Here is a 26,053-nt window from a genome sequence, read left to right as displayed (position 1 = left end):
CATCATTCCTGTTCATGACGGGCGAGGCGTTGGCCCAGCGCCAGGCGCAGGCGCGCGGGCAGCGCCCCGAGCAGGCGCAACACCCAGGTGAAAAGACCGGGGAAGTTGATTTCCAGGGGGCGGCGGGGCAGGCGCCTGGCGATATGCCGGGCGGCACGCTGCGCAGACCACAGCTGTGGCATGGGGAAATCGTTGCGACGGGTCAGTGGCGTGTCCACGAAGCCTGGGCTCACCAGGGTGACCGCGATGCCTTCGCGTGCCAGGTCGATTCGCTGTGACTCCACCAGATAGCGCACCGCGGCCTTGGACGCGCCATAGGCGCCGGCGCGGGGCAAGGCCAGCCAGGTTACCGAACTGCCCATCACCACCAGGTGGGGGCGCTGGCCTGCGCGCAGCAAGGGCAGTGCTGCCGCCAGGCAGTAGCTGACGCCCAGCAGGTTGGTGCGCATGACGCGCTCGACCAGCGCCGGATCGAAATGCCCAGGCTCCAGGTATTCGCAGGTGCCGGCATTGAGAATGGCCATGTCCAGGCCTCCCCAGGCCTGCTCGATATGCGCAGCGATGCCGGCGACCTGCTCCGGGTTGTCAAGATCGCCAATGGCCAGCAATACCTGCCCAGGAAACCGTTCGGCCAGCGGGGCAAGGCGGTCGGCGTGGCGCCCGCCCAAGGCGACCTGGTGGCCTTGTTCCAGGAGGATTTGCGCGAGCGCGGCACCGATACCGCTGCTGGCGCCGGTCAGCCAACAGCGGCTCATGCCAGCCTGCCTTTGAGCCAGCGGATCGCAGTGCCCATGACGGGAAGGTGTTCATAAAGCAGGGCACCGGCGTCGAAATAGTCCTGGTGAAAATGCACACGGTCGCGCCAATGCAGGCAGCTGCACCCTTGCAACGTGATCGGCTGGCCCCCCGCCAGGCGCGGGTGGCAAAACTGCAGTGTCCAACGCAGGTACCCCTGCCCGGGCTTTACCTCGTCGGCGCTGGTGAAGGCGTAGCGGATATCGGTGGCGTTGGCGTACAACTGCTCGAAGTAGGCGCGCAGGGCCTGCAGCCCCTGTATCTGGTGCAGGGGATCACGGAAGGTGACATCGTCGCTGTACAGTTTATCCAGCGTGTCGAGGCTCGCCCCATCAAGGCGGGCGAAGCGCTCGGCGAACTGCTGTAGGTACGCTGACATACTGGGCTCCAGGAATCCTGTACAACATTGAATTGTTGTACAGGTATAACTGAAGCCTAAGCTTTTATCTATACAAGTCAACGTCCTTGTATAGGTTTTTTGTCAGCGCTTGGCCTGGCCCTGCTGCCGGCGCAGTTCTGCCACTTCAGCCTCCAGCTCGCGAACCCTTTCCTCGGCGAATATCTGCGCTGTGACATCGCGCTGGATGCCGATGTAGTAGGTTAGCTGGTCCGCCTCGTTGTGCACGGGTGTGATGGACAACTCGTTCCAGAACAGGCTGCCGTCCTTGCGGTAGTTGCGCAGCACCTGGCAGCAAGGGCGGCCTTCGCGGATCGCCTCGCGGATAATTGCGATGCCCGGCTGGTCGTGATCCTCGCCCTGAAGAAAACGGCAGTCCTGATAAAGGATATCGTCGGCGCAATAGCCGGTCAGGCGCTCGAAGGCCGGGTTGACGTAGATAAGGATGCTCTCATTGCCTTCCTGCTCGGCGACAACGATGCCATCGTTGGAATGTTCGACCATCAGTTGCAGGAGTTTTGCATTGATCATAGGGCTCACCTACAGGCATTTCGTATGCGATGTGCGCCAAAGGCTTCCGTGCAGTAGCTTTTGGCGCTGTTTGTTGCATGATGAACCAAGGAGGCTCGCCGCAGAAGGTGCATCTGGGTTTAGAATGTATCACCCCTTGAATGACACCTCGTTATGACCGACGCCACCCCACCCGAATTGCTACCCATGCGCGATGTGGTCAGCCTGACCGGCATCAATCCGGTGACCTTGCGTGCCTGGGAGCGGCGTCATGGGTTGATTCGCCCGCAGCGCACCGAGGGCGGCCATCGCTTGTACACGGCCCAGGATGTCCAGCGCATACGTGACATCTTGCGCTGGACCGCCAACGGCCTGCCCATCAGCAAGGTGGGTGACAGGCTCGCCGGCCAGCCTGAGGCGCCTGTGCAGCAGCCCTCGGCCTTTGACGACTGGCGCGCCGCCGTTGCGCGCGCTTCCAGGGCATTCGATGCGCAGGCGCTGGAAGCTATCCATGGGCAGCTGTTCACACTCTTGCCAAAGGCCACGGTGCTGCGGGACGTGCTGATGCCGGTTTGGCATGAGCTGGCTTCAGGCACTGCGCCAGGCCAGCGTAGCCAATGGTTGTTTCTCGATACGTTCTTGCGCGCCCGGCTGCTGCTGCGCTTGCAGATGAACCAGGTCGATGCGCCGCGGGTGCTGCTGGCGGGTACCGAGGGTCAAGCCGAATGCCAGGTGTTGTGCGCCGGGCTGCTGTTGAGCAGCGAGCGACAACGCATCGAAGTGCTCGGCTGCGGGCAGCCGCTGGAAGAGCTCCCGCTGCTGTGTGCGGCGATGCAGCCAGCGGCACTGGTGATCGCGCTGCAGCCACCGGTGAGCCCTGCCTTGGCCAAGCGCCTGCGCTCCCTGCAGATGGACATTGCTTGTCCGCTGGCCTTGACGGGCGAGGGGCTGGCCGGTGTGCAAGCGGCCTTGCACGGGCTGCCGGTGTGCCTGCTGCACGAGCAGGGTGCTGACGTCGCGCGCGTGCTTGACGCCTTGCTCAGGGGGGCGCTGGACGTTTGAGCCTGGCCCTGCGCGATGCTCAGGGTGGTTGGGTCGTTGCTCGGCATGCTTTTGGCCCTTATCGGCGTCGATGAACAAGATCCTCAAGCAGTCGGGGAGCAACACGCCGGTCATCGGCTTCCGTCTGCTACGCCGTTTCCAATGTCCTGTTAGCGGTCTGTGGGCCGGTGATCATTGCGCTGACCGGCACCTGAGGCCTCATTGCTCACGCGGTGTTTTCAGGTTTGGACGGGGCCGCGTGCCACTGCTCCTTGGGCACCCATTTGGGCTGCTCGGGATCGCTCAGGTAGTGAGGCGACATGATTTGCACCCCATACTCGTTGAACACGTCCTGGATATTGGCGTGCAACAGGCTCAAAAGCTGCGCGCGTGGCCTGGGCTCTGACGGGATGGCCTGGGCCACTAATCGATACTCGGGGTAGAAGTCCGACAGTGCCGTCTGGAATACCTGGGGCATGGGCGTTTGCAGCACGCCGTCGGTGCGCCGAGCCGCTTCCAGTAACATCGCCTCGACCTGACGCCACGGGGTGTCGTAGCCAATGGTCACCACGGTGTCGACCACATAGCCTGGCCCTTGCACGATTCTTGAGTAGTTCTTGGTCACCGAGCCGGTAATCATCGAGTTGGGAAGTGTCAGCACCTCGCCAAGCCCGGTGCGAATGGTCGTGGTGAACATGCCCACTTCGGTCACCGTGCCCTCGTAATCACCCACACGTACAAATTCACCGACGCGCAGCGTGCGCGTGTAGGTGAGAATCAGTCCGGCGGCGCCTTGGCCGATGACACTGGTCGCCCCCAGTGAAACCATCAGACCGAGCAACACTGACAACCCCTTGAAGGCATCGGTACCCGAGCCGGGTAGATAGGGGTAGGCCATCACCAGGGCGAAGAGCCAGATCGCCAGCGACGTCAGGCGCATGGTCGGTTGCAAGGTTTCGGCGGTCAGCCATTTCAATGTGCCCGGGCGTGCCATGCGCCTTAGCACACGTTTGGAGAAAGCGCTGATGCCCCGGGCGATGAAGAAGATCGACAATGCAACGGCCAGGCCGGGCATGGCACGCAAAATACCGCTGATCAGGTAGTTGAGCAGCGCCATCAGGTGGATATTGAGGCTTTCCCCCCAAGACCTTGTGTAGGGGAACTGAGACAGCACGAAGCCCAGCCATTGGTAGCAGAACAACAACACGACCAACCAGTACAGCAGCCAGAGTGAGCGGTCGATCAGGTAGTACAGGTTCTGCAGGTCGAACAGTTGCGTGTGGCCGACCTTAAGGCGCTCGGAGTGTTTGCCCATCAGTTTAGGCAGCAGTCCAAGGAGCTTGCGTCGACAGTAGCCTGCGGCCTTTACCAGCATGAAAAAGACCAAGGTTGCTGCAGCGCTGTAGCCTATCGCGGTGAGCAAGAACCGCAGGCTACGCGCCTGGCGGGTTTCCTCGACAACAAGGCGCAGGTTCTCGGCGGCCTGCTCGGCGGCTTCGCCTGTGGTAATGGTATCGGCCGCAGCATCCAGTGGCGTCACGATGAATGCACGGCGCCCGCCCAGCAGCACCAGGTAGCTGTGCAGGATAGGGTCGACGCGAACCTCCAGATCGTTTGTTTCCTGAAGCGTATCCTCGATGACCTTCTTGGCGCGCAGGGCACGCACCGTGGGTGTTTCGCCCAGCAGCGTCGCACGAAAGACCAGCACCGTGCGGTTGATGACGGTCAGCGGCGCGGGTTCGGCAATCACACCCTCTATCTCTGGCCCAGGCTGAGGGGTGTCCGCATGGAGCAGGGGCGAGAACAGCACGTGGATCAGTAGCATTAGCCCAGCAGCCCGCCCGAACCTGCGCTTGTTGCCCATTTAACAGCCCCTGTGCCGGCGTGTGGATTGCTACCAGCATAGTCGGCTTCAGCCAGCATTCAGTGGCTTAGTTCGCGGGCACGAGGATCACGAAGTTCTTCTTCATGTCTTCCACTACGGTCCATTTGCCCTTGGCGCCCGGTTCGATAATGAACGTGTCGCCAGCGGCCAGTGTGACCGGGGCGCAACCCTCAAGCTCAATGACGCAGCATCCACTCAGGACGTGGCAGAACTCCCACACTTTGTAGTCAATGCGCCACGCCCCGGTGCTGGCTTCCCATTCTCCGGAAATGCGACCTTGCTGTTCATCGTGATAGTACTTGGACGTCAGCGTGTGAGGGGTACCTTCCAGGACTTCTTCAAAAAACGGAAGGTCGCGCAGCGGTTGGATATCCAGTTCGCGGAACACGGTCAGTTTCTGGTTCATGGCTGTTTCTCGAGCACGTTGTGAGTAGGGCGATACATTAAATAGGCTTCACCGGTGACGCCCAGCATCGGGTGCGGAACGATCTGGCAGGTTTTAACAATTTGAAAACCATGACGTTCGTAGAAGCGGCGTGCACCATGGTTTTCTGCGTAATCGATCAGGCACAACCCATCAAGGCCCGCGTCGTCAGCGCGCTGCTGGGCGTGGCGAAGAAACTGGGCGCCCAGCCCCTGGCTCCGCCAGGCCTCATCCAGCGCCAGGCTGGATATGTACAAAGTATCGGGTATTTCCATGTCGGAATAAGGCGCGAGGACGGGGTCGGTCTCGACTGGCCTGTCAGGCGTTGCGCGCAAGGCATAGCTATGCATCATGCCGATGACGCGCCCTTCGAAAGTGGCCATCAGGCAGTTCTTGTATGAAAAGTCGCCCTGTTCTCTGGCATAGCGAGACGCACCGACACTCAGCAAGGCTTCTCCAGGTGCGGCGAGCTTGCTCCATATGTAATCGGCCATGCCCTCCGATGTCAGTTGAAAGAAGCGCGCAATATCATGCGCGTCCGAGACTCGAGCGGGTCTGAAGTCGATAGGCATGCACAGTGCTCCCATGGTGCCGGGGGTCAGTATTCAAGGGCTACGCCTTTGGCAGGGAGGCAGGGTAGACGGTTATAGCGGTTCCCATGATGCTCTGCGCGAACACCATCAGCATGGCCTGCGACACGCCTCATGGCCCGACCGATTTCAGGAGCAGGGACGCTCCGCCGGCGCCACCTGCACCGGGGTCATGCGCCAGTGCCCGGGCGGTTGGCAAGCAACTCGGCGACCAAGGCGCTGGTATCGACGATATCCAGTTGCGCCAGGCATCGCACGGGCAGGCGAAAGGGGGCGATGCTGTCGGCCACCAGTACCCGTTCGAACGCGCCGCTGTCGAACAGCTCGCCACCGGTGGTGAACAGGCCGTGGGTGGCCGCAGCCAGTAGGCGGCTGGCTCCGGCCTGCCGGCAGGCCTGGGCAGCGCGCAGCAGCGTCTGCCCCGTACTGATCAGGTCGTCGAACACGATAACGGTGCTGCCTGCCACGTTACCGACCAGGTGTTCGCCGCTCAGGCCTGCCTGTTGGCGGTGTTTTTCCATCATGGCCACCGAGACCGGGCGCGCCAGCAGGTGCGCCAGGACCTGGCGAAACTGCTCCGCACGTTTGACGCCACCCATATCTGGCGACACCACCGTGACCGCCTGCTCACCGAGGAGCGGGGCCAGGCGTTGGGCGAACAGTGGGGTGCATTGCAGGTTCCAGCTCGGGATTCGGTAGGCGTTGTCGAAGGCGCTGGGGTTGTGCACGTCCAGCGCCACAATGCGGTCCACGCCGCAACTTTCCATCAGCCGAGCCACATGGCGGGTGATGATAGCGTCCTGAAACTCCACCTTGCGGTCCTTGCGACCGTAACAGAGGTAAGGCGTGACTGCCGTCACCTGGCGGGCAGCAGCGTCCTTGAGCGCGCCACAGAAGAACAACAACCGGCATAGCTTGTCATGCGCGCTGTGGTGCGCGTCACCATACAGCGAGTGGAAGACGATGACCGATCGACCGTCCACCGATTCGCCAGGCCAGCACTTGTGCTCTCCGTCCTCGTAGTCGCGCTCTTCATGTGCAGACAGTGTCCTGCCCAGGCGTTGCGCCACGGCATTCCCATAGGCCTGGCTGCCTTGCAAGGCGAACAGTAACGGCGGTGTGTCATTCATGCCCTGCGCTCCAGAGGTCGTTCACAGCAACATGAGCTGCATGGCACTGTGCGGTTTGATGAATATCTAGTCGAGCATAGCCAGCGGGCGATCGTTCAACCGTGAATCGCCAGAATACTGGAGTGAACCTTGTACAGGGTTTGCTCGGTAGTACTGCCGACGACCTTGCTCATCCCCTCGTGGTAGAGCGTGCCCATCACCACCACATCGAAGCCTTGCTGGTTCGCGTATTCGCTGACCACGTTACGGGCAGCGCCCCGCACCAGGTGCAGGTGATCTGGCTTGATGCCATAACGGCCGCCGAACGTCGCCATGCGCTCGCGCGCACGACCGGACATTTCCTCGACCAGTTTGTCGGTCCAGGCCACGGGTGCGGCGGCATAGGCGACGAAGCTGGCGCTGGGTTCGTAGGCCTGCAGCAAATGCAGCTGCGCCTTGCAGCGTTGTGCCAGTGCCTGTGCCGATTGCAGGATGTGGTCGTTGAGCTTGTCGATCACCGGGTCGTGCTCGACCAGGTCCACGGCGACCAGTATGCGCGCTGGCAGCTGCGTTTCAGCCTGGGCTACCAGGTGCAGCGGGATCGGGCAGCGGCGTAGCAATTGCCAGTCCAATGGCGTGAGCAGGGCACGGCTCAAGGCGGTTTCGTGCTGGATGTCCTTGATCACCATCCCGACCCGGTGCAGTTGGGCCAGCCGGATCAAGTCCTTGAGCGGGTCTTGGTCGTCCAGTGTCTCGGCGTAGGCGGTAATGCCCAGCTCGCCCAGCGCCTTCACCTGCTCAGCGAGCCAAGCCTTGCGATGCTCGGCGTCCTGCTTGCGGGCGTTTTTGCGTAGCACCTGGTCCAGGGTTGCCAGGCGCGAGGGCAATTGACTGAGCGCCACCAGGTGCAAGGTAGCACCTGTCGCACTGCTCAGCGCTTGAGCACGCGTCAGGGCAGGCGAAGGGTGCAGGTCTGGATGGCAGATCAGCAGCAGTCTTGAGTAAGTATTCATGATGGCCTCCACCGCGGTGGCAGCCTCGATGAAGGCCCACCGGTTCAGGCCAAGCGTGACGCAGTGGGGCTCGATGACCTTGATATTTATCAAGATTGGCTGAATGCGGTGTACTCATGACCGGGTCGCAGAGCTCGGCATGTTTCTCGCTGCGCATCAACACTGTTCGCTGTTGTACAGCTAATCAGCAGTGATGTCGTCCTGCAGGCATTAAAGCTGCTTCGAGTAATCTCTATGTCATTGTAAATAAAGAAAATATTTATTGGCATGGAATGTGTTGATAGAGCATTGAGAGGCGCCGAAACAGGGTGCCGAGCCTATCGATCAGGAGCTCCCATGCCACGTGAAATTCGTTTGAACGCCTTCGAGATGAACTGTGTCGGCCATCAGTCGCCCGGACTCTGGAGGCACCCCAAGGATCGCGCCTGGCAATACAAGGATCTGGAGTACTGGACGGATCTGGCCAAGTTGCTTGAGCGCGGTAAGTTTGACGGCATCTTCATCGCCGACGTGATCGGCATCTACGACGTGCTGGGCGGCAATGGCGATGCGGCCATCCGCCAGGCGACCCAGGTTCCGGTCAATGATCCGCTGGCGCTGATCACCCCAATGGCGCTGGTTACCGAACACCTCGGTTTTGGCCTCACCGCCTCGCTGACGTTCGAGCACCCGTATCCTTTCGCCCGGCGCCTGTCGACCCTGGATCACCTGACCAAGGGGCGCATCGGCTGGAACATCGTTACCTCGTACCTCGACAGCGGCGCGCGCAACCTCGGGCAGAAGGCGCTGAGCGACCACGATGCGCGCTACGACTACGCCGACGAATACCTTGAAGTGCTCTACAAGCTGTTCGAGGGGAGCTGGGAAGAGGGCGCTGTGCTGCGTGATCGCGAGCGCGGCATTTTCAGCGATCCCAGCAAGGTTCATGAGATCCGCCACCAGGGCAAGCACTTCCAGGTGCCCGGCATCCACCTCTGCGAGCCTTCGCCGCAGCGCACGCCGGTGCTCTATCAGGCGGGGGCGTCGAGCCGTGGCAAGGACTTCGCAGCCGGACACGCCGAGTGCGTGTTCGTCGCCGCACCGTCCAAGGTGATCCTGAAGAAAATCGTGGCCGACATCCGCCGTCGCGCTGCCGAGGCCGGGCGTGATCCACGCAAGGTGCTGATTTTCAACCTGCAGACAGTGATCGTCGACGAGACCGACGCCAAGGCTCAGGCCAAGTGGCAGGAGCTCACGTCATATACCAGCTACGAAGGTGCGCTGGCGCTGATCTCGGGATGGACGGGTATCGACTTCGGCCAGTACCGGCCCGACCAGGTGCTCAAGCATATCCATACCAATGCCATTCAGTCGGCAGTGGAAACCTTTTCCACCGCCGACCCCAATAAGCAATGGACGGTGCAGGAACTGGCCGATTGGGTTGGTATTGGCGGCTTCGGCCCGCTGATCGTCGGCAGTGCGCAGACCGTCGCCGACGAGCTGCAGGCCTGGGTCGAGGAAACAGACGTGGACGGCTTCAACCTGGCTTACGTCCTGGCCCACGAAACCTTCCGCGATGTGGTCGAGCTGTTGGTGCCCGAGTTGCAGAAACGCGGTGTGTACAAGACCGAATATCGTTCCGGAACCCTGCGCGAGAAGCTGTTCGGGGATGGCCCGCGACTGCCCGCCAACCATCCTGGCGCCGGCTATCGCGACCTCAGCCAGCAGCGCGAAAACGTCGGTGTCAACCTGGCCGAGCCGGCCTGAATCGGCAGAGGAGTCATCGCATGAGCATTCATGAACGCTATCTGCCGTTGCCCGACGTAGTGGCCGACAGCGCCCTGACGGCGCTGCAGCGTTGGGCCAGAGAACGGCCGACACAAATCGCCCTGCGTCATCGCCGTCTTGGTGTGTGGAAGGCCTGGCGCTGGATCGATGTGCAGCACGAGGTCGAGCGGGTTGCCAACGGCTTGCGCCAGCAGGGGTTCGGCCCCGGGCAGCGCCTGGCATTGAGTGGCGCCTTCGAGCCGAGCCTGCTGATTCTGGCGTTGGCTGCCCACCCGCTTGGCGGCCAGAGTCTGGTGATTGGCCGCGGCAGCCGTGGCGATGAGCTGCAACGGCAACTGCGCCAGGCGCGCCCGACGTTCGCCTTCGTCCAACGCCGTGAAGACGTGTCGCACTGGTTGGGCAGCGGCCTTGCCGAGCTGTGGCCACTGCGTTTGTTTTCCGCCCAGGCCAATGTCGTGAGCAACGGCTTGTGGCAGGTGCAGCCGCTGTCGACGTTATTTGTCGGCGAGGCGCCGGTGGCGCAGCGTCAGGGTTGGGCGCAGGGCGCCGAAGATGACGTGCTGTGGGTCGATGGGGGCACCGAATGGCGTGAGGGACTGGGGCATTTGCTGAGCCGTTGGTTGCACCATGGCGAAAGTCTAGCCTTCCCGGAAACGAGCGAGTCTGCTGGTCGCGACCGTCGCGAAATCGCCCCGACCGGGTTGTTGTTGTCCGCTGCGGGGGTCGAGGCGCTGGCGGGCGAAATCGATGCCCGCCTGGCGCCACCAGACAGTTGGCGACGGCGTCTGTGTGACTGGACGCTGGAGAATCCACACCAGGGCTTGCGTCGCTGGCTGAAGCAGCGGGTGCGGCGTCTGCTCGGCTTCCATCGCTTGCGCCGGATCGAGGTGCCAAGTGCGTCTGCCAGCGTGGCGCTACAAGGCCCGGCACGCTTGTCATGGCTGCACGAATATCTGGAGCGCGCGGCATGAGTGCATTGCTGGAGGTGCGCAACGTGTCGCTGTCGTTCAAGGGCGTGAAGGCGATTTCCGACTTGTCCTTCAGCGTCAGGCGCGGCGAGATCTGCGCCCTGATCGGGCCGAATGGCGCCGGCAAGAGCTCGCTGCTGAACATCCTCAATGGCGTCTACCGGGCCGATGCCGGCCAGCTGTTCTTCGCCACCGAGCCGTTGCGCCGGCCGCACCCGCTGCAGGCGGCGCGGCTGGGGATCGGCCGTACCTTCCAGAACAATGCGCTGTTCAAGAAGATGAGTGTGCTGGACAACCTGCTTACCGGTCTGTCGCGTTTCCAGCGCAGTTTCTTTCTCGAACAGGCACTGGGCCTGCCACGTGCCCGGCGCGAGGCCCGGGCTTTCGCCGAGCGCGCCGAGCAGGTGCTGGAGTTCCTCGAGCTGCAGCCCTGGCGCGACGTTGCCGTGGGCAGCCTGGCCTATGGCCTGCAGAAACGCGTGGAGCTGGGGCGTGCGCTGATCGCGCAGCCGACCCTGCTGCTGCTCGACGAGCCGATGGCGGGGATGAACGCCGAAGAGAAACAGGACATGAGCCGCTTCATCGCCGATATCAACCGTGATCTCGGCACCACGGTGATTCTCATCGAACACGACATTCAGGTGGTCATGGGGCTGTCCAGCCACGTGGTGGTACTGGACTACGGGCGCAAGGTCGGCGATGGCACACCGGCCGAAGTGCAGGCCAATCCCGATGTGATCGCCGCCTACCTGGGAGCGCCATACGGATGAACTTCTTCCTGGAAACCTTGATCGGCGGCTTGCTCGCCGGCACCCTGTATTCGCTGGTGGCCATCGGCTTCGTGCTGATCTACAAGGCCAGCGGCGTGTTCAACTTCGCCCAGGGCGCGATGCTGCTGTTTGCTGCGCTGACCTTCGTCAGCCTGCACGAGCAGGGCCTGCCGTTCGCCCTGGCGTTGGCCCTGACCGTACTGGTGATGATCGTCGGCGCGCTGCTGATCGAGCGCCTGGTGCTGCGGCCCCTGGTCAATCGCTCGCAGATCACCCTGTTCATGGCCACCCTTGGCCTGTCGTTCATCATCGAGGGCCTGGCCCAGGGCTTGATGGGCGCCCAGGTACGCGCGCTGGATCTGGGCATCGAGGACGTCCCGCTGTTCGTCGGCGAACTGATGATCAGCCAGTTCGACCTGGTTGCCTCCGGCGTTTCCGCCTTGTTGGTGGCGGTGCTGGCGCTGCTGTTCAACAAGACCCGCATCGGTGTGGCCTTGCGTGCGGTGGCCGACGATACCCGCGCGGCGCTGTCGCTGGGCATCAACCTCAACCGCATCTGGCAGATCGTCTGGGCCGTGGCCGGAATGGTCGGGCTGGTGGCCGGGCTGCTCTGGGGGGCGCGTCAGGGCGTGCAGTTCTCGCTCTCGCTGGTCGTGCTCAAGGCGCTGCCGGTGCTGATCATCGGCGGCTTCACCTCGATTGGCGGAGCCATCGTCGGCGGGCTGATCGTCGGTGCCGCCGAGAACCTCGCCGAAGCCTACATAGGCCCGCTGATCGGCGGAGGCATCACGCCCTGGTTCGCTTATTTCCTTGCCCTGATCTTCCTATACATCCGTCCGGCCGGCCTGTTCGGCGACCGGACCACCGAACGGGTATGACGCAATGACCGCTACCGTTTCACGCTTGGGCGCCGGCTTCGACGAGGCGCCGCTGACCCTGGTGCGCCGTCGCTGGCCAGTGGGCCTGCCGTTGTTGCTGCTGGTGGCCTTCGTCGGCTTGCCCTGGCTGGGCAACGACTACTGGCTCAACGCGATCCTGATTCCCTTCCTGGTGCTGTCGCTGGCCGGGCTGGGGCTGAACTTGCTCACCGGCTACACCGGGCAGACCTCGGTCGGTGCCGCCGGCTTCATGGCGGTGGGCGCCTTCGCCACCTACGGCCTGCTGCTGCGTGTGCCTGGGCTCCCGTTGCCGCTGGCGCTGATCGGCGGCGGGCTGATTGCCGGCCTGGTCGGCTTGCTGTTCGGCATACCCAGTTCGCGGATCAAGGGTTTCTACCTGATGGTCACCACGCTGGCTGCGCAGTTCTTCCTCGAATGGGTGTTCGCCAAGTTTCCCTGGTTCTACAACCATGCCTCGTCCGGCACCATCAGCGCACCGCGCCTGGAGTTGTTCGGTCACAGCCTGGCCTCGCCGGTAGGTCGCTACCTGCTGACCCTGAGCTGCGTGGTGCTGCTGACCTGGGTCGCGGTCAACCTGGTGCGTAGCCAGGTCGGGCGCAACTGGATGGCGATCCGCGACATGGACACCGCCGCCTCGGTGATCGGCATTCCGGTGGAGCGCTACAAACGCCTGGCCTTCGCCGTCAGCTCTTTCTACCTGGGCATCGCCGGGGCGCTCTGGGCCTTCGCCTACCTGGGCACGTCCAGTGCCGGCAGCTTCGATATCAACCGCTCGTTCCAGATCCTCTTCATCATCATCATCGGTGGCATGGGCAGCATCGCCGGCAATTTCATCGGCGCGGCTTTCATCAGCCTCACACCGATTCTGCTCAGCCATGCCGGGCAGTGGCTGTTCGGCGGCAACGTCGATGCCGGGCAATTGCAGAACCTGCAGAAGATCCTCTTCGGCAGCCTGATCATCTGGTTCCTGATCAAGGAGCCGGAAGGCCTGGTACGCCTGCTCGGCGACCTGCGCGAACGCATCAGGGTCTGGCCGCTGCGATTCTGAGCACGACCGCCTCTTTCCATGAACCTTGACCCGACCGCGGGAAAGGAGGTTTTCACCCCAGCACAAGAAGTTCACACCATGCGCAAACCCTTGCATCGTCACCTGCTCGTCAGCCTCTTTGTGCTAGGCGCCCAGGCCCTGTCTCCGGTCGTCACCCAGGCCGCCGACAACCAGCAGTTCATTCCCATGGCCACTTACCGGGTCGGCGCCTATGCCTCCAGCGGGATTCCCTGGTGGGCCGGAGAGATCGACTACTTCCGTTACATCAACGAGGTGGAGGGCGGCATCAACGGCGTCAAGCTGGTCTGGCAGGAGTGCGAGACCGAGTGGAACGTCGACCGTATCGTCGAGTGCTACGAGCGCTACAAAGATGGCCAGGATGGCGCGCCGACGGCGTTCTTCTTCACCCACAGCACTCCGGGCTCCTATGCGCTGATGGAGAAGGGCGCGGCCGACCGCATCCCGCTGATCGATGGTGCCGGCGGGCGCACCGAGTCTACCGACGGCAGCGTGTTCCCCTATGCCTTTCCACTGCTGCTGAACTACTACGGGCAGGCCTCGGTGGGCATCAACTACATCGCCGAGCGCGAGGGCGGCTTCGACAAGCTCAAGGGCAAGAAGATCGTCACCGTCTACCACGACTCGGCGTATGGCCGGGAAACCCAAGCGCCGATGAAGCTGCTGGCGGAAACCTACGGCTTCGAGAACATCCAGATCCCGGTGGCCGATCCGGGCAATGAGCAGTCGGCGCAGTGGCGCCAGGTGCGGCAGATCAAGCCAGATTGGGTGTTCCTGCGTACCTGGGGCGTGTCCACTCCGGTTGGCATAAAGACGGCCGCACGCTTCGGCATCCCGGTCGAGCGCATCATCGGCGACGTCTGGGCCGGCTCCGAGGCCGACGTGCTCCCTGCAGGCACGGCGGCCAAGGGCTACCAGGCCCTGGCGCCGTTCCCCGGTGGCGACGGTTTCGAGATTCACCAGCGCCTGCGCCAGCACATCCTCGATGCCGGCAAGAGCGACCTGAAGGATAAGCGCTACTTCGGCAAGGTGTACTACAACATCGGCCTGATCAATGCCGCGATTGCCGTCGAGGCGCTGCGCACCGCCCAGGGCAAGTTTGGCAACCGCCCGCTCAATGGTGAGGAAGCGCGCTGGGGCTTCGAGCACCTGAATATCGACGCCGCGCGCCTCAAGGCCAGTGGCTTCGAAGGGCTGCTGCCACCGCTGCAGCTGTCCTGCTCTGATCACGAGGGCGGTGGTGCGGCCCGCGTTCAGCAGTGGGACGGCGAGAAATGGGTGCTGGTGACCGACTGGATCCAGGCCGACCGCACCACCTTGCGTCCGCTGATCGAGGCCAAGTCCGCCGCCTATGCCCAGGAGAAGGGCATCACCCCGCGTAATTGCGCCAACGAGCAATAAACCCCCATGACCTGCGCCCGGCCACCGTCGCGTGGGTCGGGCGCCTGAGGAGAAAGACCATGCATGCAACGCTGAAACGCAGTGTCGCCGCCTTTGGCCTGGCGCTCGCGAGCTACGCCGCGATGCCGTCGGCGGCCCAGGCGGCCAATGAACAATTCTTCCCGCTAGCCACCTACCGAGTCGGTGCCTATGCCTCCAGCGGCATTCCGGTGTGGGCCGGGATGATCGACTACCTGCGCTACATCAACGACGTCGAAGGCGGCATCAATGGCGTCAAGCTGGTCTGGCAGGAGTGTGAGACCGAGTGGACGGCGGAGAAGGGCATCGAGTGCTACGAGCGCTTCAAGAACGGCCTCAATGGCGCTCCGGTAGCGGTCTACCAGCCCAATGGTGCGCCGGCTGCCTATGCCCTGGCGGACAAGGCCGAGGCCGACCGGATCCCGCTGATCACCCTCGGCTATGGTCGAACCGAGGCCACCGATGGCCGCGTCTTTCCCTACAACTTCCCGGTGATGCTGACCTTCTACAGCGAGGCTTCTGCATTCATCAACTACGTGGCCGAGCGCGAGGGTGGGCTGGACAAGCTCAAGGGCAAGAAGATCGCCACCGTCTACCACGACTCCGCCTATGGCCGGGAAACCCAGGGGCCGCTGAAGCTGCTGGCGGAGAAGTACGGCTTCGAGAACATCCAGATTCCCGTCGCCGACCCGGGTAACGAGCAGGCCTCGCAGTGGCGCCAGGTGCGCCAGCTCAAGCCGGACTGGGTATTCCTGCGCACCTGGGGCGTGTCCACCCCGGTGGCGATCAAGACTGCGGCGCGCTTCGGTTTTCCGGTCGATCGCATCGTTGGCGACATCTGGGCCAGCTCCAATGAAGACGTGCTGCCGGCCGGCGAGGCGGGCAAGGGATATCTGGCCCTGACGCCCTATCCGGGCGGTGCCGACTTCGACATCCACCAGCGCATCAAGGCACACATCCTCGACAAGGGCAAGAGCGACCTCAAGGATCCGAAGAGCTTCGGCAGCGTCTACTACAACTCCGGCTTGGTGAATGCCGCCATCGCCGTCGAGGCGATCCGCGCCGCGCAGAAGCACTTCGGACCGCGGCCGCTCAATGGCGAGGAAGGTCGCTGGGGCTTGGAACACCTCGATCTCGACGATGCGCGGCTCAAGGCGATCGGTTTCCTGGGGCTGATGCAGCCGCTGAAGCTGTCGTGCAGCGACCACGAGGGGGGCGGTGCCGTCAAGGTGCAGCAGTGGGATGGCCAGCAGTGGAAGCTGATCACCGATTGGGTGCAGGCCGATCATGTCACCCTGCGCCCCCTGATTGACGCCAAGGCTGCCGAGTACGCGAAAGAGAAAGGCGTGACCCCCCGTGCGTGTGACGCGCCGTGAGCGCTCGCTTTTCACCTGTGGCAGGAGCTTTAGCCGCGACCGGCACGGGCAACGCATTTCAAGGCTTTGGGGCGGCAGGCGCCGCCCGCTGAACGACGACCAGAGGGCAACAATCCATGACCAGTGCGACTCTTCCAGCCGCCGTCAGCAGTGAGCTGCTGGCAGTGGAGGACATCGAAGTGATCTACGACGGCGCAATCCTCGCCGTGGCCGGTGTATCCCTGCGGGTCGGGCAGGGCGATATCGTCGCCTTGCTAGGCGCCAACGGTGCTGGCAAGAGCACCACACTCAAGGCTATTTCCGGCCTGGTGCAGGCCGACCGGGCGCAGGTCAGCCGTGGCCATATCCGCTTCCAGGGGCAGGACACCGCCGGTGTCGCGGCCAACCTGCTGGCACGCCAGGGTATCGTCCATGTGCTGGAAGGACGGCATGTGTTCGCCCACCTGACCATCGAGGAAAACCTGCGCAGTGGCGGCTTCCTGCGTAACCCGACGCGGCGCCAACTGGAGCAGGATCTGGAGCGCATCTATGCCTGGTTCCCGCGCTTGAAGACCAAGCGCAAGACTCAGGCTGGGCTGACTTCCGGCGGTGAGCAGCAGATGCTCGCCATCGGCCGCGCGCTGATGACCAAACCGCGCCTGGTGCTGCTCGACGAACCCTCGATGGGCTTGGCGCCGATCCTCGTCGAGGAGATCTTCGCCATCGTCGCCCAGCTCAATGCGCAGGAGGGCGTGAGCTTTCTGGTGGCCGAGCAGAACATCAACGTTGCCCTGCGCCATGCTAGCCATGCCTACATCCTGGAGAACGGCCGGGTGGTGGGTGAGGGCAGTGCTGCCGAGCTGGCCGCGCGGGAAGATATTCAGCATTTCTACCTGGGCGGCAAGGCTGACTGAGCGGTGGCGAGGGCTGTGGAACGCTGTGGTCATACCGCCTTTTACTGAGTAGGTGATGTTCCATTCAACGCGGCCCAGGCCGCGTTTTTTTGTCCTGACGAAAGCGCTGTGGCGCCGGCAACAGCAGTTGTGCAGATTGCTCCGCAGACGGTGCATCATATTGTTGAGTAGATTGTTCAAGTGATTGAATAACAATGATTTTTTCTGTTGGCATGGTTGTTGGAATAACTGGATTTACAGCGCCTGGAAAGGCGCCTACCTCGTCATTCCAAGGATCACTGCCATGCGCTCTACCGCTTGCTACAGAACAGCTCTTTCTCTGGCCATCCTGCTGGCCGGCCCCGCGTTTGCCGACAGCGATGATGAAGGCTTCATCGACGGCACGCAGATCCATGTGCTCAACCGCAACTTCTTCTTCAGCCAGGACTATCGCAACGGCGACTTCACCCTCAACCCCAACAAGGGTGAGCGGCAGAGCCTGCATCGTGAATGGGGCCACGGCATCATCGCCAATCTGCAATCCGGTTTCACCCGTGGCACTGTCGGCTTCGGCGTGGATGTGCAGGGGCTGGTCGGGCTCAAGCTCGATGGCGGCAATGGGGCAGTCGGCAATGGTGTCGGCGTGCCCGGCATCGTGTCGCGCTCGGGGAGCAACTTCGATGGCGAGCCCAAGGACAGCTACGGCAAGGTTGGTGCCGCGCTCAAGGTGCGCGCCTTCGACACCGAACTGCGCTATGGCGACGTGAGCCCGACCAGCCCGGTGCTGCACGCCAGCGACATTCGCCTGCTGCCGCAGACACTGCGCGGCTTCATCTTCAACAACAACTCGCTGGATGGCCTGAGCCTGCAGGGCGGCAAGCTGGAGTCGAGCAGTGACCGCAACGCCAGCAACCACCGTGGTGATCTCGGCACCGTCTATGCCGGGCGTATCAAGGGCGCCAACGATGTGGCGTACCTGGGTGGCGATTACCAGTTCAACGACCAGCTCACCTTGCGCCTGCACAGCAGCCGCCTCGACGACGTATGGAACCAGTCGTTCTTCAGCGTCGACCATGTGCAGCCGCTGGGTAGCGAGCTGAGCCTGAAGACCGGCCTCAATTATTACCGCACCCGTGACAGCGGCCAGGCGCTGGCCGGCCAGATCGACAACGACTCATGGAGCGTGCATGCCGGTCTGGCTGCCGGCGCTCATGGCTTCAAGCTGTCCTACACACGCATCGATGGCGACACGCCGTTCGACTACGTGTGGAACACCTATGACCTGCAACTGGATGCCGCCTCGCAGGTTTCCGACTTCAACAACCCCAATGAGCGAGCCTGGGAAGCCCGTTACGACTATGACTTCGCCACGCTTGGCGTGCCTGGGCTGAGCCTAACGGCCCGCTACGTGCGCGGTACCGACATCGACGGAACGCGCGCGGGTGGCGCTTACAGCTACTTCAATGGTACCGAGGACGGCCGCCACTGGGAGCGCAACCTGTGGCTGAAGTACGTGCTGCAGAGTGGGCCGGCCAAGGACCTCTCGTTCAACTTGATGCAGGCCACCCACCGCGTCGGTGGCGATCACGTCGCCGAGTCCAACGTCGACGAACTGCGCCTGATCGTCCAGTACCCGCTGGATATCAGCCTCTGAGAACCTGCTCACGATCTCGCGAGATAACGCCATGCAACACCGATGGCGGCCCCGCAAAAACAGGCGAGTCGCGGTCGGAGTCGCGCTCGACTTCACCCGCTGTAAATGAGCAGTCCGACCACGCTGGCGCTCCAGCTTTTTTTTAACGCAGGAGGGCCGACGCGCAGCAGGTCGTGAACAGGTGCTGAGGCAAGTGTCCGCCCGGCAACAGCCAATCCACAGTTTGCCGCCACAGGTGCTTTTCCAATTATCTGGATTGCGCATCAAGTCATTGAATATGAAAGATTTTCCAGGTTGGTACGGGCTGTGCAGTAGCCCTGGAGAATCCATCACGCTTGGAGCAACACATGACTCAGTCACAACCCGCCGATCTGCGCGAGCAGGTCAGCTCGACGCCTCGGCGCCCGGCACAGATCATCCGTAGCGACGCCGAAGCCATCGAGGTGGCGCAGCGCTTGGCCGAGGATTTTGCCCGTGAGGCAGCCTGGCGTGATCGCGAGCGGCGCCTGCCCTGGGAGGAACTGGATCGCTTCTCCGAAAGCGGTCTGTGGGCAATCAGCGTGCCCAAGGCGCACGGCGGCGCCGGGGTATCTTATGTCACCCTCAGCGAGGTGATCGCGACTATCTCCGCCGCCGATTCATCGCTCGGCCAGTTGCCGCAGAACCACTTTGGTGTGCTCAGCAACCTCGGCCTGACCGGCAGCGAGGCGCAGAAGCGCCGCTACTACGCCAAGGTGCTGCAAGGCTACCGTTTCGGTAACGCCTTTTCCGAAGCGCGCAGCCAGTACGTCACCACCTTCCAGACGCAGATCCGCTTCGACGGCGACAGCGCCGTGCTCGATGGCGAGAAGGCCTACTGCACGGGGGCGCTGTTCGCCCACATCGTCCCGGTCGCGGGTGTCGACGAGGAGGGCCGCCCGCACATCGCCTTCGTGCCACGCGATGCAGCTGGCCTGACGGTGATCGACAGTTGGGATGGCTTCGGCCAGCGCATCACAGCCAGCGGCCAGGTGCGTATCGAAGGCGTGCGAGTGCCAGCGAGCGAGGTGATACCGGCCTGGAAGGCCTACGACCAGCCAACCGCTGATGGCCCGATCTCGCAGATTATCCAGGCCGCCGTGGACACCGGCATCGCCCGTGGCGCCTTTGCCGAAACCCTGCGCGTGGCGCGTCAGGCACGCCCGTGGGTCGACAGCGGCTTGCAGCACGGCTGGCAGGATCCACTTGGCCAGGCGCTAATCGGCGAGCTGGCCTGGCGCCTGCAGGCGGCCGAGGCGATCTTGCAGCGCGCTGCCGAGGCGGTCGATCGCGCCGTCGCCGAGCCTGGCGAAGAGCACGTTGCTGAAGCCTCAGTGGTGGTCGGCCAGGCCAAGGTGCTGTCTACCGAGATTTCCCTTGAGGCGTCCAGTCGCCTGCTGGAGCTGGGCGGCACGCGCAGCGTCTCGGCCAGCCAGGGGCTGGACCGCTTCTGGCGCAATGCGCGCACCCACACGCTGCATGACCCGGTGCGCTGGAAGTACCACCTGGTCGGCAATCAACTGCTCAACGGCGTCAAGCCGCAACGTCATTCCTGGAACTGAGGTCACGCCATGTCCAACACCCATTCCCAAGGCCGGGGTGACCTGGCCCACGCCCGTCATGTCGAGGCAGCTCTGCTTGACTACCTGCGCGGGCAGAGTGCTCGCCATGAAGCGCTGGTCATCGCTGCAGTCGGCGAGTTGCGCATCCGTATCGACGCCGCCGACGCGTTGCTGGCACGCGCCGACGCCTCGCAGTCGGCCGCCATCACTTTTCGTTTGGGCGCCGCCGAGGCCGCGCGCCTGGCCGCGCAGACGCATTTCGAACTGGTGGGCAGTAGTCTGCCGCGTCCGCAGCCGGGCAGCGCCGAACCGGCACTGCCCACTCAACGGCGACTGCTCGGCGACCACTACCTCAACGGCGCCGCCTTGGCAGATCAGCAAAGGGTGCAAGCATGAGTCGAATCCTGACGTTGCTCACCGCCCTGGTGCTGGCATTGGCGGGCGGCCTGACACAAGCCGAGGAGGAGGGCGAGGCCGTGCCGTCGCTGGCCGGCAAGCGCATTGCCGTGAGCATGACTGGCACCAGTCATTACTTCGACATCAAGGCGTTCCAGGCGCAGGTCAATGAGATCAAGCGCCTGGGCGGCACGCCGATCACCCTCGACGCCGGGCGCAACGACCGCAATCTGGTCACACAACTGAACACGGTGGTCACGCAAAAGCCCGATGCGGTGATTCAGACCCTCGGCACCCTGAGCGTGATCGACCCCTGGCTCAAGCGCATCCAGGCCGCAGGCATCCCGCTGTTCACCATTGATGTGCCATCGCAGTACAGCCTCAACAACACCACCTCGGACAACGTCGCGGCCGGCCGCGCGTTGGCCGAACAGCTGGTGCGCGACACCGGCGGCAAGGGCCGCATCCTGGTGTTCAACGGCTTCTACGGGGTGCCGGTCTGTGCGATCCGCTACGACGAGTTGAAGAAGGTACTGGCCGATCATCCGCAATTGCAGATCGTCCAGCCGGAGCTGCGTGACGTGATTCCCAACACCGTGCAGGACGCCCGCAGCCAGATCGCCGCGCTCCTGAACAAGTACCCCAAGGGCGATATCGCCGCCATCTGGTCGGCCTGGGACATCCCTCAGCTCGGCGCCAGCCAGGCGCTGATCGACACCGGGCGCAGTGAGATCCGCACCTATGGTGTGGACGGCACGCCGGAGGTACTGGAGCTGATCGCCCATGACAACTCGCCCATCGGCGCGGTGGTTGCGCAGCAGCCCGACCTGATCGGCCGCACCGCCGTGCGCAACGTTGCCCGCTATCTGGCCGGCCAGCGTGATCTGCCGAAGGAAACCCATGTCGCCGCGCTATTGACGACCCGCGACAACCTGGCTCAGGTCAAGCACCTGCGAGGTGACCAATGAGTGACAACGACTGCTCCGGCATTTCCCGGCGCTGCCTGCTCGGCGCGTCTTCGGCGATGCTCGCTCTCGGGCTCGCCGCACCATTGACCCGCACCATGGCGGCTGGAGCCGACAGCGGTGCCGAGGCCAGTGCCACAGTGCCTTCGCTGAAGGGCAAGCGCATCGCCATCAGCACCGTGGGCACCAGCATCTACTTCGACAGCCGGGCCTTCAAGGCGCAGGTCGAGGAGGTACAGCGCCTGGGCGGCACGCCGATCACCCTGGATGCCGGGCGCAACGACAAGGCCATGGTGACCCAGTTGCAGAATCTGGTGACGCAGAAGCCCGATGCAGTGATTCACACCCTCGGCACGCTGAGCATCATCGAGCCCTGGTTCAAGCGCATCAGCGCCGCCGGCATCCCGCTGTTCACCATCGAGGTGCCGTCGCAGTACGCGGTCAATACGATTTCCGCAGACAACTGGAGCACGGGTTTGCTGCTGGCCAAGCAGTTGGTGGCCGATCTGCGCGGCAAGGGCAGGGTGCTGCTGTTCAATGGCTTCTATGGCGTGCCGAGCTGCGGCATTCGCTATGACCAGTTGAAGCTGGTGAGCAAGTTCTACCCGCAGATCGAGTTCATCCAGCCGGAGTTGCGCGACGTGATTCCCAACACCGTGCAGGATGCCCGCAGTCAGGTTGCCGCCTTGCTCAACAAGTACCCCAAGGGTGAGCTCGACGCGATCTGGGCGGCCTGGGATCTGCCGCAGCTCGGTGCCAGCCAGGCGCTGATCGAAGCCGGGCGCAATGAAGTGCGCACCTATGGCGTCGACGGTACGCCCGAGGTGCTGGAACTGCTGCGCCAGCCCGGCAGCCCGGTGGCTGCAGTGGTGGCGCAGCAGCCTGCGTTGATTGGCCGGACGGCGGTGCATAACGTCGCCCGCTATCTGGCCGGCGAGCACGATCTGCCGCCCGAAACCTTCGTCGAGACCCTGCTGACCACGGCGGGCAACGTCGATGACGTCAAACGCATCCGAGGCGACGCATGAGTACGCCGGTGCTGGAGCTGCGTGGCATCGTCAAGACCTTCGGTGCCACCCGGGCGCTCGACGGCGCCAGCCTGCGGGTGGCGGCGGGCAGCGTGCACGGTCTGGTGGGCGAGAACGGCGCCGGCAAGTCTACGCTGATCAAGGTGCTGGCCGGCATTCACCGCCCGGACGCCGGCAGCCTGCTGCTCGACGGCCAGCCGCACAGGCATTTCAGCCCGCGCCAGGTGGAGCGCCTGGGCATTGGCTTCATCCACCAGGAACGCTTGTTGCCGGCCCGTTTCACCGTGGGTGAAGCCTTGTTCTTCGGCCACGAACGGCGATTCGGGCCCTTGCTCGATCGCCGCTCCCAGCAGCGCGAGGCCGCGCGTCTGCTGGACGACTACTTCGGCCTGCGACTGCCGGCGAATGCGCTGATCGGTGAACTGAGCAGCGCCGAGCAACAGATGGTGCAGATCGTCCGCGCGCTGCTGATCAAACCGCGTGTGCTGGTGTTCGACGAACCCAGCGTGGCCCTGGTGCAGCGTGAGGTGGAGCGTTTGCTGCGGATCGTCCAGCGCCTGCGTGACGATGGCCTGGCGATCGTCTACATCTCCCATTACCTGCAGGAAATCGAGGCCCTGTGCGACCGCGTGACGGTACTGCGCAACGGTCGCGATGTCGCTGAAGTCTCCCCGCGCAACACGTCGCTGGAGCAGATCACCCGCCTGATGGTCAACCGCGAAGTCGGCGAGCTGTACCCCAAGGTAGCGGTGCCTGCCGGTGCGCTGTTGCTCGACGTACGCGGGCTGGGTCGGGCACGGGCCTACCAGGGCATCGACCTGCAGGTGCGCCGTGGCGAGATCGTCGGCCTCACCGGGCTGGTGGGCTCGGGCGCCAAGGAGTTGCTACGCAGCCTGTTCGGCCTGGCGCCACCGGACAGCGGCGAGGTGCGCCTGGACGGGCAACCGTTGTCCTTGCGCAGCCCGCGCGAAGCTGTCGCCCAGGGCGTCGCGCTGATGCCCGAGGAGCGCCGTCGGCAAGGCGTGGCGCTCGACCTGAGCGTGCAGGAGAACACCACCCTGGCGGCACTGTCGCGCTTCGTCCGCCTGGGGCTGCTGTCGCCGGCGCGCGAGCGGCATACCACCCTGGAGCTGATCGAGCGCCTGAGGATCAAGGCCCCTGGCGCGCATGCCAAGGTGCGTCAGCTCAGCGGTGGCAATCAGCAGAAGGTGGCGCTGGCCAAGTGGTTCGCGCGGTGTTCCAGCCTGTACCTGCTGGACGAGCCCAGCGTTGGCATCGATGTTGGCGCCAAGGTGGAGATCTATCGGCTGATCGGTGAACTGGTGAAGGAGGGCGCCGGGGTGTTGATCCTCTCGTCCGACCTGCCGGAGTTGATCGGCCTCTGCGACCGCATTCATGTCATGCACCGCGGCGCCATCGCCGCACGTTTCGCCGCTGGCGAGGCGAACAGTGACCGCCTTCTGGCGGTGGCTACCGGCGCGCAACGCGCGCAGAACGAGGAACGACCTTTCTATGCCTATGCCATTGCTATCTGATGCCTTCCACCCGCGATTCGCGCAGTGGCTGCTGCGCCGTGGTGCGCTGCTGGCCTTCGCCGCGATCCTGCTGGCCTTCGCCCTCAGTGCGCCGAACTTCCTCACCCCGAGCAACCTGGTCAATGTGCTGGCCCAGTCGGCGATCCTCGGCAGCCTTGCCTTCGGCCTGACCACGGTGATCATCGGCGGCGGCTCGAACGTGGTGTCCGGTGGGCTTGATCTGTCGCTGGCGGCCAACCTCGGGTTGTCCGCTGCGGTCTACGCCAGCCTGAACAACGCCGGTTTCGGCGATGTTGTCAGCATCGCCGCGACGCTTGGCACTGGCCTGGCCATCGGCACGCTGAATGCGCTGGTGGTGGTCGGTTTCCGTTTGCCGCCGCTGCTGGCAACCCTGGCCACGATGAACCTGGTGGCCGGGCTGGAACTGGTGCTGACCGAAAACACCGTGCTGCCCAGCACTTCGCCGTTGCTGGAAGGGCTGGCCTTCGGTAGTTGGCTCGGCGTGCCAGCCCTGGCCTGGGTGCTGCTGGCGGTCGGTGGCGTGCTGATCGTGTTGATGCAGTACACGCCATTCGGCCTGCGCCTGTACGCCATCGGCGAATACCCGGAGGCGGCTAATGCCGCTGGGCTGTCGGTGCGTGGCTACGTGTTCGCCAGCTACCTGATCAGCGGTCTGTGCGGCAGCCTGGCCGCGTTTTGTTCGGCGGCCTGGTTCAGCGGCAGCACCACCGGCTCCGGCGAGATGCTGCTGTCGGTGGTGGCCATTGCTTTTCTTGGGGTGATCTTCTCCCAGCGTCTGCAGCCGAGCATCGGCGGCACGCTGCTGGCAACGATGCTGGTCGGGGTGCTGATCAACGGCTTCCAGCTTCTGAATATTTCCAGCTTCTGGGTCGACGGCGTGCAGGGTGTCCTGATCCTGCTGGTGGTGGCCCTGTCCGGTTTGCGCAACAAGGAGGCCTGAGATGTCCGATTCGTTATCCGCCCCGCAGCCTGCCGGTCTGACCGGGCTCTCTGGCCAGGCGTTGCTGCGCCTGGTCATGCCGACGCTGTTCGCCGCCGTTCTACTGTTCTTCGCGTTGAAGGCACCCGGCTTTCTCACCGTCGGCAACCTGTCCAGCCTGTTATTGAACAATTTTGTGTTGCTGGCCATCGTCTCCATCGGCATGACCTACGCCATCGCCGCGGGTGGCATCGACCTGTCAGTCGGCACTGCGCTGGACTTCTCGGCGCTGACCTTCGTCCTGCTGCTCAATGCCGGCTTCGGGCTCTATGTCGCGATTCCCGGTGGGCTGCTGGCTGGCAGCCTGGCCGGGTTGTTCAATGCCGGGCTGATCGCCGGGCTGCGTATTTCCCCTTTTCTGGCCACCCTTGGCACGCTGTTCATTGGCAGCAGCGTGCAAAAGCTGCTTTCCGATGGCGGACAACCGATCTACCTGGAGGCGCAGGTGCGCAGCGGCTTGGCCAGTGAGCGCTTGCTCGGCGTGCCGCTACCCTTGCTGCTGGTGGCACTGTTGGCGCTGGTGTATGGCGTGGTATTGGCGCGTGGCCGCTTAGGCCGGGAGATCATCGTCCTTGGCAGCCAGCCACTGGTGGCGCGTTATTCGGGCCTGGCGCAGCGACGTATCGCTGCCCTGGTGTTCATCGCCAGTGCCTTTGCCAGCGCGCTGGCGGGCATCCTGCTGCCGGCCACGGTGAACGCCTACGCGCCGATGTCCGGCAATGCCTTCCTGATGAATGCCATCGGTGCGGTCTTCATCGGTGCCACGCTGAGCCTGCACAACCGGGTCAACGTACCCGGTACACTGCTCGGTGTGCTATTTCTCAACGTCACGGCCAACGGTCTGCTGCTGATTGGCTGGAATTTCTTCTGGCAGCAGGTGGCCACCGGCGTTCTGATTCTCTCGGTTCTGCTGTTCAGTTTTGCCAGTCGGCGACTCGGCGCTGGCTAGTTCTGGCGTTTCGGGCGAAACGCCAGTGCCGTGACGAGGCCTGGG

The 26,053-nt window shown here is 63.6% G+C and carries 25 protein-coding genes; 17 read left to right on the top strand and 8 right to left on the bottom strand.

What is annotated here, in order from left to right; all coding sequences use genetic code 11:
* Positions 1-2 precede the first annotated feature (2 nt).
* From ACTJJN_RS06255 to ACTJJN_RS06245, 3 genes are all read right to left on the bottom strand, one after another.
* Positions 3-755, bottom strand: a complete 753-nt coding sequence (locus ACTJJN_RS06255; RefSeq protein WP_440781123.1) for an SDR family NAD(P)-dependent oxidoreductase — start codon at positions 753-755, stop codon at positions 3-5.
* The gene (locus tag ACTJJN_RS06250) at positions 752-1,174 is read right to left on the bottom strand and encodes a nuclear transport factor 2 family protein (protein WP_003254001.1); all 423 of its coding nucleotides are present in this window, start codon (positions 1,172-1,174) and stop codon (positions 752-754) included. The genes ACTJJN_RS06255 and ACTJJN_RS06250 overlap by 4 nt, the downstream gene beginning before the upstream one ends.
* A 102-nt stretch (positions 1,175-1,276) precedes the next feature.
* Complete coding sequence (locus ACTJJN_RS06245; RefSeq protein ID WP_012052718.1) at positions 1,277-1,723, bottom strand: PAS domain S-box protein; 447 nt, start codon at positions 1,721-1,723, stop codon at positions 1,277-1,279.
* Between the two features lie 153 nt (positions 1,724-1,876).
* On the opposite strand from ACTJJN_RS06245, the gene ACTJJN_RS06240 reads away from it, so the two are divergent.
* Entirely contained in the window at positions 1,877-2,764 is an 888-nt protein-coding gene (locus ACTJJN_RS06240; protein WP_440781122.1) for a MerR family transcriptional regulator, read from the top strand.
* Positions 2,765-2,969: 205 nt separating this feature from the next.
* On the opposite strand, the gene ACTJJN_RS06235 is transcribed toward ACTJJN_RS06240, so the two are convergent.
* From ACTJJN_RS06235 to ACTJJN_RS06215, 5 genes are all read right to left on the bottom strand, one after another.
* Positions 2,970-4,607 (bottom strand): mechanosensitive ion channel family protein, encoded by a 1,638-nt coding sequence (locus ACTJJN_RS06235; protein WP_440781121.1) that lies wholly within the window; start codon positions 4,605-4,607, stop codon positions 2,970-2,972.
* Positions 4,608-4,674: 67 nt separating this feature from the next.
* A complete protein-coding gene (locus ACTJJN_RS06230) occupies positions 4,675-5,034 on the bottom strand; it encodes a cupin domain-containing protein (RefSeq protein ID WP_003253997.1) in 360 nt (119 codons plus the stop codon).
* Positions 5,031-5,624, bottom strand: coding sequence for a GNAT family N-acetyltransferase (locus ACTJJN_RS06225; RefSeq protein WP_012052715.1), 594 nt, complete (start codon positions 5,622-5,624; stop codon positions 5,031-5,033). Before ACTJJN_RS06225 ends, ACTJJN_RS06230 begins: the two co-directional genes overlap by 4 nt.
* A 188-nt stretch (positions 5,625-5,812) precedes the next feature.
* Positions 5,813-6,772, bottom strand: coding sequence for a ribose-phosphate diphosphokinase (locus ACTJJN_RS06220; RefSeq protein ID WP_088512283.1), 960 nt, complete (start codon positions 6,770-6,772; stop codon positions 5,813-5,815).
* A gap of 95 nt (positions 6,773-6,867) precedes the next feature.
* Positions 6,868-7,857: a universal stress protein gene (locus ACTJJN_RS06215; protein ID WP_088512282.1), complete on the bottom strand. Its 990-nt coding sequence runs from the start codon at positions 7,855-7,857 to the stop codon at positions 6,868-6,870.
* Positions 7,858-8,100: 243 nt separating this feature from the next.
* Between ACTJJN_RS06215 and ACTJJN_RS06210 the strand changes: the two genes are divergently transcribed.
* From ACTJJN_RS06210 to ACTJJN_RS06135, 16 genes are all read left to right on the top strand, one after another.
* A complete protein-coding gene (locus ACTJJN_RS06210) occupies positions 8,101-9,510 on the top strand; it encodes an LLM class flavin-dependent oxidoreductase (RefSeq protein ID WP_192907466.1) in 1,410 nt (469 codons plus the stop codon).
* Between the two features lie 20 nt (positions 9,511-9,530).
* Positions 9,531-10,502 (top strand): AMP-binding protein, encoded by a 972-nt coding sequence (locus ACTJJN_RS06205; protein WP_440781120.1) that lies wholly within the window; start codon positions 9,531-9,533, stop codon positions 10,500-10,502.
* Entirely contained in the window at positions 10,499-11,269 is a 771-nt protein-coding gene (locus ACTJJN_RS06200; RefSeq protein ID WP_012052710.1) for an ABC transporter ATP-binding protein, read from the top strand. The genes ACTJJN_RS06205 and ACTJJN_RS06200 overlap by 4 nt, the downstream gene beginning before the upstream one ends.
* Positions 11,266-12,147 carry a branched-chain amino acid ABC transporter permease gene (locus ACTJJN_RS06195; protein WP_012052709.1) on the top strand — a complete coding sequence of 294 codons (882 nt, stop codon included), beginning with the start codon at positions 11,266-11,268 and terminating at the stop codon, positions 12,145-12,147. Before ACTJJN_RS06200 ends, ACTJJN_RS06195 begins: the two co-directional genes overlap by 4 nt.
* Positions 12,148-12,151: 4 nt before the next feature.
* Positions 12,152-13,216: a branched-chain amino acid ABC transporter permease gene (locus ACTJJN_RS06190; RefSeq protein ID WP_003253989.1), complete on the top strand. Its 1,065-nt coding sequence runs from the start codon at positions 12,152-12,154 to the stop codon at positions 13,214-13,216.
* 78 nt (positions 13,217-13,294) lie between these two features.
* The gene (locus ACTJJN_RS06185; protein ID WP_192907464.1) at positions 13,295-14,635 is read left to right on the top strand and encodes an ABC transporter substrate-binding protein; all 1,341 of its coding nucleotides are present in this window, start codon (positions 13,295-13,297) and stop codon (positions 14,633-14,635) included.
* Positions 14,636-14,694: 59 nt separating this feature from the next.
* On the top strand, positions 14,695-16,029 hold the full coding sequence (locus ACTJJN_RS06180) for an ABC transporter substrate-binding protein (protein ID WP_012052707.1): 1,335 nt from the start codon (positions 14,695-14,697) through the stop codon (positions 16,027-16,029).
* A 116-nt stretch (positions 16,030-16,145) separates the two neighbouring features.
* On the top strand, positions 16,146-16,922 hold the full coding sequence (locus tag ACTJJN_RS06175) for an ABC transporter ATP-binding protein (RefSeq protein WP_003253986.1): 777 nt from the start codon (positions 16,146-16,148) through the stop codon (positions 16,920-16,922).
* A gap of 283 nt (positions 16,923-17,205) precedes the next feature.
* Positions 17,206-18,555, top strand: coding sequence for an OprD family porin (locus ACTJJN_RS06170; RefSeq protein ID WP_192907463.1), 1,350 nt, complete (start codon positions 17,206-17,208; stop codon positions 18,553-18,555).
* A gap of 347 nt (positions 18,556-18,902) precedes the next feature.
* Positions 18,903-20,135 (top strand): SfnB family sulfur acquisition oxidoreductase, encoded by a 1,233-nt coding sequence (locus ACTJJN_RS06165; RefSeq protein WP_014756367.1) that lies wholly within the window; start codon positions 18,903-18,905, stop codon positions 20,133-20,135.
* A 9-nt stretch (positions 20,136-20,144) separates the two neighbouring features.
* Positions 20,145-20,531 (top strand): hypothetical protein, encoded by a 387-nt coding sequence (locus tag ACTJJN_RS06160; protein ID WP_440781117.1) that lies wholly within the window; start codon positions 20,145-20,147, stop codon positions 20,529-20,531.
* Positions 20,528-21,499 carry a sugar ABC transporter substrate-binding protein gene (locus ACTJJN_RS06155; RefSeq protein WP_088512276.1) on the top strand — a complete coding sequence of 324 codons (972 nt, stop codon included), beginning with the start codon at positions 20,528-20,530 and terminating at the stop codon, positions 21,497-21,499. The genes ACTJJN_RS06160 and ACTJJN_RS06155 overlap by 4 nt, the downstream gene beginning before the upstream one ends.
* A complete protein-coding gene (locus tag ACTJJN_RS06150) occupies positions 21,496-22,524 on the top strand; it encodes a sugar ABC transporter substrate-binding protein (RefSeq protein ID WP_012052704.1) in 1,029 nt (342 codons plus the stop codon). The genes ACTJJN_RS06155 and ACTJJN_RS06150 overlap by 4 nt, the downstream gene beginning before the upstream one ends.
* Positions 22,521-24,059, top strand: a complete 1,539-nt coding sequence (locus ACTJJN_RS06145) for a sugar ABC transporter ATP-binding protein (RefSeq protein ID WP_088512275.1) — start codon at positions 22,521-22,523, stop codon at positions 24,057-24,059. The genes ACTJJN_RS06150 and ACTJJN_RS06145 overlap by 4 nt, the downstream gene beginning before the upstream one ends.
* A complete protein-coding gene (locus ACTJJN_RS06140) occupies positions 24,043-25,020 on the top strand; it encodes an ABC transporter permease (protein WP_003253978.1) in 978 nt (325 codons plus the stop codon). Before ACTJJN_RS06145 ends, ACTJJN_RS06140 begins: the two co-directional genes overlap by 17 nt.
* Before the next feature lies 1 nt (position 25,021).
* Positions 25,022-26,008: an ABC transporter permease gene (locus ACTJJN_RS06135; RefSeq protein WP_088512274.1), complete on the top strand. Its 987-nt coding sequence runs from the start codon at positions 25,022-25,024 to the stop codon at positions 26,006-26,008.
* The last annotated feature ends 45 nt before the right edge of the window (positions 26,009-26,053 follow it).

Source organism: Pseudomonas sp. 22515, assembly GCF_052044625.1.
Lineage (GTDB): Bacteria > Pseudomonadota > Gammaproteobacteria > Pseudomonadales > Pseudomonadaceae > Aquipseudomonas > Aquipseudomonas alloputida.
The sequence above is the reverse complement of the archived record's forward strand: the minus strand, read 5'-3'. Positions and strand labels throughout refer to the sequence as shown.

What these genes read in the sequence shown, in the direction of transcription:
- ACTJJN_RS06235 (WP_440781121.1), bottom strand. Translation starts at nt 4,607, where the DNA reads ATGGGCAACAAGCGCAGGTTCGGGCGGGCTGCTGGGCTAATGCTACTG.
- ACTJJN_RS06135 (WP_088512274.1), top strand. Translation starts at nt 25,022, where the DNA reads ATGTCCGATTCGTTATCCGCCCCGCAGCCTGCCGGTCTGACCGGGCTC.
- ACTJJN_RS06140 (WP_003253978.1), top strand. Translation starts at nt 24,043, where the DNA reads ATGCCATTGCTATCTGATGCCTTCCACCCGCGATTCGCGCAGTGGCTG.
- ACTJJN_RS06255 (WP_440781123.1), bottom strand. Translation starts at nt 755, where the DNA reads ATGAGCCGCTGTTGGCTGACCGGCGCCAGCAGCGGTATCGGTGCCGCG.
- ACTJJN_RS06185 (WP_192907464.1), top strand. Translation starts at nt 13,295, where the DNA reads ATGCGCAAACCCTTGCATCGTCACCTGCTCGTCAGCCTCTTTGTGCTA.
- ACTJJN_RS06250 (WP_003254001.1), bottom strand. Translation starts at nt 1,174, where the DNA reads ATGTCAGCGTACCTACAGCAGTTCGCCGAGCGCTTCGCCCGCCTTGAT.
- ACTJJN_RS06190 (WP_003253989.1), top strand. Translation starts at nt 12,152, where the DNA reads ATGACCGCTACCGTTTCACGCTTGGGCGCCGGCTTCGACGAGGCGCCG.
- ACTJJN_RS06220 (WP_088512283.1), bottom strand. Translation starts at nt 6,772, where the DNA reads ATGAATGACACACCGCCGTTACTGTTCGCCTTGCAAGGCAGCCAGGCC.
- ACTJJN_RS06225 (WP_012052715.1), bottom strand. Translation starts at nt 5,624, where the DNA reads ATGCCTATCGACTTCAGACCCGCTCGAGTCTCGGACGCGCATGATATT.
- ACTJJN_RS06170 (WP_192907463.1), top strand. Translation starts at nt 17,206, where the DNA reads ATGCGCTCTACCGCTTGCTACAGAACAGCTCTTTCTCTGGCCATCCTG.
- ACTJJN_RS06150 (WP_012052704.1), top strand. Translation starts at nt 21,496, where the DNA reads ATGAGTGACAACGACTGCTCCGGCATTTCCCGGCGCTGCCTGCTCGGC.
- ACTJJN_RS06245 (WP_012052718.1), bottom strand. Translation starts at nt 1,723, where the DNA reads ATGATCAATGCAAAACTCCTGCAACTGATGGTCGAACATTCCAACGAT.
- ACTJJN_RS06155 (WP_088512276.1), top strand. Translation starts at nt 20,528, where the DNA reads ATGAGTCGAATCCTGACGTTGCTCACCGCCCTGGTGCTGGCATTGGCG.
- ACTJJN_RS06145 (WP_088512275.1), top strand. Translation starts at nt 22,521, where the DNA reads ATGAGTACGCCGGTGCTGGAGCTGCGTGGCATCGTCAAGACCTTCGGT.
- ACTJJN_RS06180 (WP_012052707.1), top strand. Translation starts at nt 14,695, where the DNA reads ATGCATGCAACGCTGAAACGCAGTGTCGCCGCCTTTGGCCTGGCGCTC.
- ACTJJN_RS06165 (WP_014756367.1), top strand. Translation starts at nt 18,903, where the DNA reads ATGACTCAGTCACAACCCGCCGATCTGCGCGAGCAGGTCAGCTCGACG.
- ACTJJN_RS06160 (WP_440781117.1), top strand. Translation starts at nt 20,145, where the DNA reads ATGTCCAACACCCATTCCCAAGGCCGGGGTGACCTGGCCCACGCCCGT.
- ACTJJN_RS06195 (WP_012052709.1), top strand. Translation starts at nt 11,266, where the DNA reads ATGAACTTCTTCCTGGAAACCTTGATCGGCGGCTTGCTCGCCGGCACC.
- ACTJJN_RS06210 (WP_192907466.1), top strand. Translation starts at nt 8,101, where the DNA reads ATGCCACGTGAAATTCGTTTGAACGCCTTCGAGATGAACTGTGTCGGC.
- ACTJJN_RS06240 (WP_440781122.1), top strand. Translation starts at nt 1,877, where the DNA reads ATGACCGACGCCACCCCACCCGAATTGCTACCCATGCGCGATGTGGTC.
- ACTJJN_RS06205 (WP_440781120.1), top strand. Translation starts at nt 9,531, where the DNA reads ATGAGCATTCATGAACGCTATCTGCCGTTGCCCGACGTAGTGGCCGAC.
- ACTJJN_RS06175 (WP_003253986.1), top strand. Translation starts at nt 16,146, where the DNA reads ATGACCAGTGCGACTCTTCCAGCCGCCGTCAGCAGTGAGCTGCTGGCA.
- ACTJJN_RS06200 (WP_012052710.1), top strand. Translation starts at nt 10,499, where the DNA reads ATGAGTGCATTGCTGGAGGTGCGCAACGTGTCGCTGTCGTTCAAGGGC.
- ACTJJN_RS06230 (WP_003253997.1), bottom strand. Translation starts at nt 5,034, where the DNA reads ATGAACCAGAAACTGACCGTGTTCCGCGAACTGGATATCCAACCGCTG.